The organism is Actinomadura sp. 6N118 (assembly GCF_044326415.1).
GTDB lineage: Bacteria > Actinomycetota > Actinomycetes > Streptosporangiales > Streptosporangiaceae > Spirillospora.
The window spans coordinates 14,153-23,477 of the sequence record NZ_JBIRAZ010000046.1; the positions used below are offsets into that span (position 1 = coordinate 14,153).

Sequence of the window (9,325 nt, forward strand, 5' to 3'; positions counted from 1 at the left end):
CCCCAGGAGAGGGACGGCGATGACGCACGCGGCGGAGTTCACCGAGGTCACGTCCGAAGCCGAACTGCGCGAACTGCTCGGGGAGGTGATGCCCCGGGCGGTCAGCAAGGAGCGGGCGCGGCTCCACGACCGCGACCGGGAATGGCTCGCCGCGTCGCCGTTCTGCCTGATCGCCACCTCTGACCTCGAGGGCCGCTGCGATGTCTCGCCCAAGGGCGACCCGGCGGGCTTCACGCACGTCATCGACGACACGACCATCGCGATCCCCGACCGCCCGGGCAACCGGCGCGCGGACGGATTCCGCAACATCCTGGTCAACCCGCACGCCGGGCTGATCTTCCTCATCCCCGGCCGGCGGGAGACCCTGCGCATCAACGGCCGGGCCCGCCTGGTCCGGGAGGCGCCCTTCTTCGACGAGATGGTCGTCAAGGGCCACCGGCCCCAGCTGGCCCTCGTCGTGGAGGTCGAGGAGATCTTCTTCCACTGCGCCAAGGCGTTCATGCGGTCGGGGCTCTGGAAGCCGGAGACCTGGACCGCAGACGACCTGCCCTCCCACGCCCGCCTGGTCAAGGAAGTCCAGAAGCCGACGGAGACCATCGAGGAACTCGAGGCCTACTACTCCGAGGGCAACTACAACAAAAAGCTGTACGCGGGCTGAAAGCACCCGGCGCGGGCGCGGCATCGCCGCACCCGCGCCGGATCGCCGCACTCCTACCGGAGCCGGGTCGCGTTCTCTCCCCGCTCTCTGGAACCGTTCAGCCGTTCAGCCGCTCTTGCGGCGGAACTGGCGCTGATGGTCGGCGCGGCCGTGAGTGCCCCGCACCTTCGACCCGCTCTTGCCCCCGCCGTTGGCGTGCTGGTCCGCCGCGCCGCGCTTGCGCTCCAGGGCCTCCCGGAACTTGCGCTTCACGTCATCCTCGGTGCCCTCGGTGCCCTCGGTGTTCTCGCGATCCTCTGCCGAGTCGGCCATTGCGGACCTCCAGCTCTCATGCCAAGAAGAAAATCTATGCCAGCACTCTCTACCCTCGCATGTCCGGGCCCCCATCGCCCAACCGGACCTGCCCGGATTCCTGCCTGATGCGCTCCCAGGCGGCCCGTACGTGCCGGTCCCCGGTGGCAGGCCCGCCGATCGCCAGCCGCAGCAGGACCCGCCCGCGAGCCTTGGTGTGGGTCAGGTAAAGGTCCCCGGAGGCGTTGAGCCGTTCCATGAGCACGAGCGTGGCGGTGTCGGCCTCCTCGTCCGGCACCCCCTCCCAGCGGGGCCGGAAGCACACCAGGCCGAACCTCGGGTCCTCGAACAGCTCGAAATCGGGGTCGTCGCGGATCCAGCCGGCCAGCTCCCGAGCGAGCCGGACCCCGGTCCGGATGTGCTCGCGCAGCCCCTCCGCGCCGTACCACCGGATGACCGACCACAACTTCAGCGCCCGGAACCGGCGGCCCAGCGAGATCTGCCAGTCCCGGTAGTCGATCACCTCGCCCGAGGTCGTGGCGGTGTTGCGCAGGTACTCCGGCAGGATCGACAGGGCGCCGATCAAGGGCTCCCGGTCCGCCACCCAGAGCGCCGTGCAGTCGAAGTTGGTGAGCAGCCACTTGTGGGGATTGGTCGCGTACGAGTCGGCGTACTCCTCCAGGCCCGCGTTGATCCACCTGAACTCCGGGCAGACCGCCGCCGCACCCGCGTACGCGGCGTCCACATGCAGCCAGACACCATGCTCCCGGCACACCGCGCCGATCTCCGGTACGGGATCGATCGCCGTCGTGGACGTCGTGCCGACCGTCGCGCACACCAGCACCGGCACCGCACCCGCCGCCGCGTCCTGCGCGAGCAGCGCGTCCAGGTGCGCCGGGTCCATCGCCAGCGTCACCGGATCGACGTCCACCACCCGCACGTTCGCCGCCCCGATCCCCGTGATCCGGGCCGCCTTCTCCAGCGACGAATGCGTCTGCGAGCTGACATAGAGCGTGTGACGCCGGGCGATCCCCTCCCTCGCGGCCGTGCCGCCGCCCGCGCGTTCGAGCGCAGCCAGGATCGCCACCAGGCAGGCGCTGGACGCCGAGTCCTGGATCACCCCGCCGCCCGCGGTGCCGGCACCGTCGCGCCCGCGCCCGTCACTCCGGAACCGGGCGGGCAGGTCCAGGAGCTCCGCCAGCCAGTCCAGCACACGCGTCTCCAGTTCGGTGCAGGCCGGACTGGTCGCCCACAACATCCCCTGAATCCCGATCCCGGCCGAAAGGAGATCGCCCAGGATCGCGGGGCCGCTCACGTTCGACGGGAAGTAGGCGAAGAAGTCCGGGTGCTGCCAGTGCGTGATCCCCGGCATGATCACCCGGTCGAGGTCGGCCAGCAACGTGTCGAAGCCCTCACCCTGCTCAGGAGGATGATCGGGCAGGCCCGCGGCCACCTCCCCCGGCTGCACCTGGGACAGGACCGGATAGGACTCGATCTTCTCGTGATAGTCGGCGATCCAGTCGATGACCTGCTTGCCGTACCTGCGGAATTCGTCCGGTGTCATATGTCCGCTCATCCCGCCATCCTCGCCGACTCGTTCGGGCCCGCACCAGAACACCGCCCGTTTAGGCGACGCCGACTGGGAACGATCCCCTCACATGGGGAAACAGCGAGGCGACAGACCTCGGTGGCCGTCGGGGGACCACCGGATGCAGGCGTGGTGTGCCGGTCCCGAAACCGACCCGGGACCGGCGCATCCCCCCATGTCGGCGTTAACAGAGTCGGCGTGAAGGGAGTCGGCGTGAAGGGAGAAGGCCATGACTGACAAGAGCAGCAAGCACGGCCCGAAGCTGGATGACCAGATGGAGCACGAAACGGAGGGACTGGTGCGCGGCGGCCATCCCACGCACGCGGAGGAGTTCAAGGAGACGGAGCCGGTGTCCACCGACACCGGCCGTGACCCGACCGCCGGGACGACGCCCAGGGAAGAGGGCACCCCTCCCGGGATGACACCGGATGACGTGGAGGAACGTGCCGCGTTCGCGCGAATGATCGTCGGCGTGCACTATCCGGCGTCGGGCAGGGAGATCGCTGAGCACGCCGCCGCCCAGGGTGCGCCCGACGGGGCGGTCGCCGCGCTGAGAAACCTGCCGAACCGTCAGTACGAGAACCTTGCCGACGTGACCAGTGAGCTCGGCATCGGCCAGGAGAACCGCCGCTTCTGATCCACCGCTTCTGATCCACGGGGGAAGAACGCCTGTCACGGACCGGGGCCGGGTGCGACGCTGGAAGGAGCACCCCCCGGCCCGTGGAGGCGATCATGGCGGAACCACCCATCGACAAGATCAAGAAGATGGTCGCCGGCGATCCGGCCAACGAGGCCATCAAATCCGGGACGCTGCTGGTCACCCGTGGGCTGGGCACGGTCGCCGTCGCGCTCATCGGCACGTTCTTCCTGCTGGACCAGCTCGGCGACAGCGGGCCGTGGCACGGGCTGTCGGGCGCGCAGAAGCTGGCGTTCGTGCTCGGCGCCGGGTTCATCTGGTCGGTCGTCGCGGCGAGCGACGCGCTGGCGCGCGGCATCGCCGCCGGGCGACCGGACGGGCTGGTCGCGCTGCCGCCCGGCCTGCACGCCACCGTGCTCGACGGTGTGGACAGTCCCGGCTGGCGGGTGGTCGGCGTCCGGCTCGGCGCCGCGGCGGGCGGGGCGCCCGAGTTCCTCATCGCCAAGGACACCGACGTGCGCTGGCTCCCCGCCGAGCGGCTCTCATTCCAGCACGAGACCGGCCAGGTGACCGTGGCCGTCGCCGCGCCCGCCTCACCCCAGCAGCCCGCCTCACCCACGCAGCCCGCCTCACCTCAACTGCCCGATTCAGCTCAGCAGCACGATTCAGCTCAGGAGACTCCCTGAGCCGTGTGAGTGATGGTGGTCGACGGGGGCCCCGCACCAGTGCGTCAGCGCGGTGCGGATCGCGGCGGCCCGCCGGTCGGGAGCCGTCTCGTCGGTCGCCCAGGCGACATACCCGTCCGGCCTGACCAGCGCCGTCGTGTGCGTGACACCGTTCGCGACGTCGCAGTGCACACGGTCCGTCCAGCTCCTGGTCGCCAGGTAGGTCACCGCCGGGTCGTTCGCCGCGACGACGAGGACGAAACGCCCTTCCCGGAGCGCCTCATACAGCCGCGACGGCTTGCCGCACAGCGGTACGTCGGGCGCGCGCCTGCCGATCAGGCGATGGGCCCCGGGCGGCGCCGGGTAGGAGACGGCGATGCCGGAGACCGCGCGGGCCAGGCGCCGGGCCACCGGCCGGAACCTTGTCGCCACTCCCGCGCCGACGGTCCGCGCGAACCGGAAGGCGGGCGGCTCGACCAGGGCCGCGCGCAGCGCCGCGCCACTGCCGCGGAGCACGAGCCGCCCCACCGGATGCCGTTCCTCGTCGTAGGTGTCCAGGAGGCCGGGCCCCGCCCAGCCGTGCAGCTCGGCGGCGAGCTTCCAGCTGAGGTTGGCGGCGTCCTGCATCCCCACGTTCATGCCCTGCCCGCCCGCCGGGGAGTGCACGTGCGCGGCGTCACCCGCGAGGAACACCCGCCCGGACCGGTAGCGGGGCACCTGGCGCTCGTCGCTGTGGAACCGCGAGGTCCAGCGCTCGCCGTGGATGCCGTGGTCGGTGCCGAGCGCACGGCGCACGACGTCGCGGAGCTCGTCCATGTCGACCGGCTCGGTGTCGGGCACCTGGTGGTGCCGGTTCCAGCCGATGACCCGGTACCAGCCGTCGCCGAACGGAGCGATGAACGCGAAGGCGTCGCCCGTCGCGCCGGCGGTCAGCACCTCGGGCGGCTCGTCGGTCAGCCGCACGTCGGCCAGCATCACCGAGCGGATCGCCGAGTTGCCGGGGAACGGCAGGCCCAGCGCCTGCCGCACCGTGCTCCCAACACCGTCCGTGCCCACGGCGTAGGTGGCGCGGCGCGCGCCGGTCGTGCCGTCGCCGTATCGCACGTCCACCTCGACGCCGTCGGCGTCCTGCCGCAGGCCGGTGACCTCGGCGCCGCGCACGATCTCCGCCCCCGCGGCGAGGGCTCGCTCCTCCAGCACCCGCTCCGTCTCGTACTGCGGTGTGACCAGCACGTACGGGAACCGGCTCGGCAGCCGCGTCAGATCCAGCGCGGCCCGCCCGAAGAGGTTGACGCGCCCGACGCGCTGCCCGGTGGCGACGAGCTCCTCGGCGACACCGCGGGCGTCGAGCAGTTCCAGGGTGCGCGCGTGCACGGCGAACGCGCGGGTGAGGTTGAGCTCCTCCGCACGGCGCTCCAGCACCGTGCAGGCGACACCGGCGTCCGCCAGATCTCCGGCGAGGAGCAGCCCGGTCGGGCCCGCCCCCACGATCAGCACGTTCCCGGTGGCAGGCATCGCACGCCTCCGATCTCGATCAGGGTTCGTAGGCGGCCTTCCCCCTCACGACGGGCTATGCACATCTTCGCAGGGATTCGGTCAGCCCTTGATGCGGCGGTCGTGCCCGGCCCACTCCTTCTCCCGGAGCTGGAACTTCTGGATCTTCCCGGTGGAGGTCTTGGGCAGCTCGGTGACGAAGTCGATCCGGTCGGGCGCCTTGAAGCGCGCCAGCCGCCCCCGCACGTGCTCGACCAGCTCGTCCGCCGTGACCGAGGCGCCCGGACGCGTGATCACGAACGCCTTGGGCCGTTCGCCCCACTTCTCGTCCGGCACCGCGACGACCGCGACCTCCAGCACGGCCGGATGCGAGTCGATCGCACGCTCGACCTCGACGGTGGAGATGTTCTCGCCGCCGGACACGATGATGTCCTTCGACCGGTCACGCAGCTCCACATAGCCGTCCGGGTGGCGGACGCCGAGGTCGCCGGAGTGGAACCAGCCGCCGCGGAACGCCTTGGCGGTGGTCTCCTCGTCGCGGTAGTAGCCCGCCATGACGTTGTTGCCGCGCATGACGATCTCGCCGAGCGTCTCCCCGTCCCACGGCACGTCGTTGTCGCCCGCGTCCACGACGCGCAGCCCGTCCGTCTGGAGCATCCCGACGCCCTGGCGGGCCAGCAGGCGGGCGCGCTCGGCCGCCTCCAGCCCGGACCAGCCCGGCTGCGGCTCGCAGACCGAGTAGGGGCCGTAGGTCTCGGTGAGGCCGTAGACGTGCACGATGCGGGCGCCGAGACCCTCCATCTGGCCGATGATCGTCGGGCTGGGCGGCGCGCCCGCGGTGGTCACGACCAGCGGCCGTTCGAGCGGGTGGGCCTGCGGGGCGTTCGCGATGGTCACCAGGACCGTGGGCGCCCCGTTCAGATGGGTGACGCCCTCGTCGTCGATCAGCTGCCAGATGCGTCCGGCGTCGACCGCCCGCAGGCAGACCTGCGTTCCGCCGATGGCAGCGAGCGCCCACGGCGTGCACCAGCCGTTGCAGTGGAACATCGGCAGCGTCCACAGGTAGACGCTGTCCGGGGTGTGCCGCGAGTGCGTCACCTCTCCGAGGGCGTTGAGGTACGCGCCGCGGTGCGTGTAGGTGACGCCCTTCGGCCGCCCCGTCGTGCCGGAGGTGTAGTTGATCGAGATGATCGCGTTCTCGTCGGCGACCTCCCAGGGCAGCGGCTCGTCCGAGCCCTGGGCCAGCAGGTCGGTGTAGACGATGCCGCCCACGGCCGGATCGGGCGCCGCGCCGGACGCCGGATCGGTGACGGTCACGATCTCCCGCACGGTGGCGAGACCGCCGATCAGCGGCGCCACCGTCGGATGCAGGCCGGAGTCCACCACCAGGACCTTCGCGCCGCTGTGATCGAGGATGTAGCGGACCTCCTCGGGCGCCAGCCGCGTGTTGATCGCGACGAGGACCGCCCCGGCCAGCGGCACGGCGAAGTGCGCGACCAGCATCTCCGGCACGTTCGGCGCGAGATAGGCGACGCGGTCCCCCGGCCCGACGCCGAGGGCCTGAAGACCCCGTGCGACGCGGACGACCTGAGCGGCGAACGTCGCGTACGTCTCGCTGCGTTCCCCGTAAGAGATCGCTGTCTTACTGGGGAAGACCTCCGCCGATCGTTTCAGGAACGACAGCGGGGTGAGCGGGGTGTAGGCCGGTCCGGTCTCCATTGGTCCTCCAGAGGTCGTTCGCGCCGAGATGAACGCTAGAACAACCGGCCGGGCGAGGGAATCACCTCTGGTCAGGCGGAGGCGTCGTCGAGCAGGGCGATCTGCCCGGACGTCAGATCCACGTCGGCCACCGCGAGCAGCGGGCCCAGCTGCTCGACCGTTCGGGCACTGGCGATCGGCGCGACAACGGTGGGCCGGGACTTGAGCCAGGCCAGCGCCACGGTTGCGATCTCGGCGTTCTGCTCCCCGGCCACCTGGTCGAGGGCGGTGAGCACCCTCTGCCCGCGTTCGCTCGCCAGGTACTCGGCGGCCATGCCGGCCCGCGCGCTCTCCACCTTCTGACCGGGACGGTACTTGCCGGTGAGGAAGCCCGAGGCGAGCGCGTAGTAGGGCAGCGCGGCCAGGCCGTTCGCCTGCACGGTCTCGGCGAGCTCGCCCTCGTAGGTGTCGCGGGAGACGAGGTTGTAGTGCGGCTGGAAGGCCACGTACTTGGCGATGCCCTCAGCCTCCGAGTGCGAGAGCGACTCGGCGAGCCGTTCGGCGGTGAAGTTCGAGGCGGCGATGTAGCGCACTTTGCCCTCGCGGACCAGCTGGTCGAGCGCGCCGAGCGTCTCGGCCACCGGCGTCTCCGGGTCGTCGAAGTGCGAGTAGTAGAGGTCGATGTGGTCAGTGCCGAGCCTGCGCAGCGACTCCTCGGCGGCGCGTTTGATCGTGTCGGCCTTGAGCCCGCGGAACCGCGGATGCGCCCCCACCTTGGTGGCGATCACGACGTCGTCGCGGTTGCGGCGCGCCCTGATCCACTCACCGATGACGGTCTCCGACTCCCCGCCGGAGTTGCCCTCCACCCACGCGGAATAGCCGTCCGCGGTGTCGACGAAGTTGCCGCCTCCCTCGGTGTAGGCGTCCAGTACCGCGAACGAGCCGTCCCGGTCCGCCGTCCAGCCGAAGACGTTGCCGCCCAGCGCGAACGGCCGTACTTCCAGGTCAGTGTTGCCGATGTGTCCCATACAGACCGGCAACCCGGCACCCCCGAGCACTATTCCAAGATTTCCGATCTTTGACCGGAGGACCGCGGGGCATGATCGGGTCATGACCGTCTCCAGACTCCGCGCCATCCCGGGCATCGGCGTGGACAAGGTCGGGGACGCGGCCGACGCGGCGCACGACCCCGATCTGCTGCGGCTCGAGAACCTCGACACCGACCTGCGGCCCCCGGCGGTGGCGCTCGAGGCGACCCGCGCCGCCGTCGATGACGACGACGCCAACAGCTACCTGCCGTTCCAGGGCCACCGTTCGCTCCTGGAGGCCGCCGCCGCGCACGTCGGCCGCATCGCCGGTCACGCCTACGATCCCGACACGGAGTGCGTCAGCGTGGCGGGCGGTCTCAACGGCGTCTTCAACGTGCTGCTGGCGACGATCGAGCCGGGGCAGGAGGTCGTGCTCTGCGATCCGATCTACGCCGGGCTGGTCAACCGCGTACGGCTCGCGGGCGGCGTCACGCGATTCGTCCCGTGCGACGCGTCCCCCGAGGGCTGGTCGGTCGACCCGCAGCGGCTCGCCGAGGCCGTCGGGCCGAACACGGGCGCGGTGCTCATGATGGGCCCGGCGATGCCCACCGGCCTCGTGCTCGGGCAGGAGCACTGGGAGGCGCTGGCGGCGGCGCTGGAACGCCACGACGCCTGGCTGATCTATGACGCGGCGATGGAGCGCATCCGCTTCGACGGCCGCCCGCCCGGCCATCCCGTCGCCGCCGTGCCGGGACTGGCCGAGCGGACCATCACCGTGGGCGCCGCGGCCAAGGAGCTCCGGATGATCGGATGGCGGGTCGGCTGGGTCACCGCGCCCGCGCCGATCCTCGCCGACATCCGCCTGGTCGGCCTGACCAACGTCGTCTGCCAGGTCGGCATCGCGCAGAACGCGGTCGCCACCGCGCTGGCCGCCCCCGATGCGGACGCCGATGTAGCGGCGGCGACCGCCGTGTGGCGCGAGCGGTGCGAGGTCGTCCTCGACCAGCTCGCCGGCCATCCGGTCGTCCGGCCACACGGCGGCTGGTCACTGCTCGTGGACACGCGGCCGCTCGGCCTGTCCCCCGGGGAGCTGTCGCGTCGCCTCCTCCAGCACGGCAAGGTCGCCGCCACGCCGATGAACGGCTGGGGCCCGAGCGGCGATCACTACCTCCGTCTCGTCTTCGCCAACGAACCGGTGGAACGCCTAGCCGACCTGGGTGAGCGCTTCGGACGGGCCTTGTCGGACGGGCCCTGAGCGCCTGGGGC

The 9,325-nt window shown here is 71.3% G+C and carries 9 protein-coding genes; 4 read left to right on the forward strand and 5 right to left on the reverse strand.

Annotated features, from left to right (window positions below):
• The first annotated feature begins 19 nt into the window (after positions 1-19).
• Positions 20-658, forward strand: a complete 639-nt coding sequence (locus ACH34W_RS53750) for a pyridoxamine 5'-phosphate oxidase family protein (protein WP_395969050.1) — start codon at positions 20-22, stop codon at positions 656-658.
• Between the two features lie 105 nt (positions 659-763).
• Here the strand turns inward: ACH34W_RS53750 and ACH34W_RS53755 are convergent, their stop codons facing one another.
• Both ACH34W_RS53755 and ACH34W_RS53760 read right to left on the reverse strand, forming a co-directional pair.
• A complete protein-coding gene (locus ACH34W_RS53755; RefSeq protein WP_395969051.1) occupies positions 764-970 on the reverse strand; it encodes a DUF5302 domain-containing protein in 207 nt (68 codons plus the stop codon).
• Positions 971-1,019: 49 nt separating this feature from the next.
• Positions 1,020-2,525: an aminotransferase class I/II-fold pyridoxal phosphate-dependent enzyme gene (locus ACH34W_RS53760; RefSeq protein WP_395969052.1), complete on the reverse strand. Its 1,506-nt coding sequence runs from the start codon at positions 2,523-2,525 to the stop codon at positions 1,020-1,022.
• A 241-nt stretch (positions 2,526-2,766) separates the two neighbouring features.
• Here ACH34W_RS53760 and ACH34W_RS53765 point away from each other — a divergent pair, with 241 nt between their 5' ends.
• Together ACH34W_RS53765 and ACH34W_RS53770 are read left to right on the forward strand one after the other, a co-directional pair.
• The gene (locus ACH34W_RS53765) at positions 2,767-3,174 is read left to right on the forward strand and encodes a DUF2795 domain-containing protein (RefSeq protein WP_395969053.1); all 408 of its coding nucleotides are present in this window, start codon (positions 2,767-2,769) and stop codon (positions 3,172-3,174) included.
• A 95-nt stretch (positions 3,175-3,269) separates the two neighbouring features.
• On the forward strand, positions 3,270-3,860 hold the full coding sequence (locus ACH34W_RS53770; protein ID WP_395969054.1) for a hypothetical protein: 591 nt from the start codon (positions 3,270-3,272) through the stop codon (positions 3,858-3,860).
• On the opposite strand, the gene ACH34W_RS53775 is transcribed toward ACH34W_RS53770, so the two are convergent.
• The 3 genes from ACH34W_RS53775 to ACH34W_RS53785 form a co-directional block, all read right to left on the reverse strand.
• The gene (locus ACH34W_RS53775) at positions 3,840-5,354 is read right to left on the reverse strand and encodes an FAD-dependent monooxygenase (protein WP_395969055.1); all 1,515 of its coding nucleotides are present in this window, start codon (positions 5,352-5,354) and stop codon (positions 3,840-3,842) included. The two genes, ACH34W_RS53770 and ACH34W_RS53775, sit on opposite strands and share 21 nt — an antisense overlap.
• Before the next feature lie 81 nt (positions 5,355-5,435).
• The gene (locus ACH34W_RS53780) at positions 5,436-7,052 is read right to left on the reverse strand and encodes an acyl--CoA ligase family protein (RefSeq protein ID WP_395969056.1); all 1,617 of its coding nucleotides are present in this window, start codon (positions 7,050-7,052) and stop codon (positions 5,436-5,438) included.
• 71 nt (positions 7,053-7,123) lie between these two features.
• Entirely contained in the window at positions 7,124-8,059 is a 936-nt protein-coding gene (locus ACH34W_RS53785; protein WP_395969057.1) for an aldo/keto reductase, read from the reverse strand.
• Between the two features lie 82 nt (positions 8,060-8,141).
• Between ACH34W_RS53785 and ACH34W_RS53790 the strand changes: the two genes are divergently transcribed.
• Positions 8,142-9,314, forward strand: coding sequence for a pyridoxal phosphate-dependent aminotransferase (locus ACH34W_RS53790; RefSeq protein ID WP_395969058.1), 1,173 nt, complete (start codon positions 8,142-8,144; stop codon positions 9,312-9,314).
• The last annotated feature ends 11 nt before the right edge of the window (positions 9,315-9,325 follow it).

What these genes read in the sequence shown, in the direction of transcription:
- ACH34W_RS53750 (WP_395969050.1), top strand. Translation starts at nt 20, where the DNA reads ATGACGCACGCGGCGGAGTTCACCGAGGTCACGTCCGAAGCCGAACTG.
- ACH34W_RS53755 (WP_395969051.1), bottom strand. Translation starts at nt 970, where the DNA reads ATGGCCGACTCGGCAGAGGATCGCGAGAACACCGAGGGCACCGAGGGC.
- ACH34W_RS53760 (WP_395969052.1), bottom strand. Translation starts at nt 2,525, where the DNA reads ATGAGCGGACATATGACACCGGACGAATTCCGCAGGTACGGCAAGCAG.
- ACH34W_RS53765 (WP_395969053.1), top strand. Translation starts at nt 2,767, where the DNA reads ATGACTGACAAGAGCAGCAAGCACGGCCCGAAGCTGGATGACCAGATG.
- ACH34W_RS53770 (WP_395969054.1), top strand. Translation starts at nt 3,270, where the DNA reads ATGGCGGAACCACCCATCGACAAGATCAAGAAGATGGTCGCCGGCGAT.
- ACH34W_RS53775 (WP_395969055.1), bottom strand. Translation starts at nt 5,354, where the DNA reads ATGCCTGCCACCGGGAACGTGCTGATCGTGGGGGCGGGCCCGACCGGG.
- ACH34W_RS53780 (WP_395969056.1), bottom strand. Translation starts at nt 7,052, where the DNA reads ATGGAGACCGGACCGGCCTACACCCCGCTCACCCCGCTGTCGTTCCTG.
- ACH34W_RS53785 (WP_395969057.1), bottom strand. Translation starts at nt 8,059, where the DNA reads ATGGGACACATCGGCAACACTGACCTGGAAGTACGGCCGTTCGCGCTG.
- ACH34W_RS53790 (WP_395969058.1), top strand. Translation starts at nt 8,142, where the DNA reads ATGACCGTCTCCAGACTCCGCGCCATCCCGGGCATCGGCGTGGACAAG.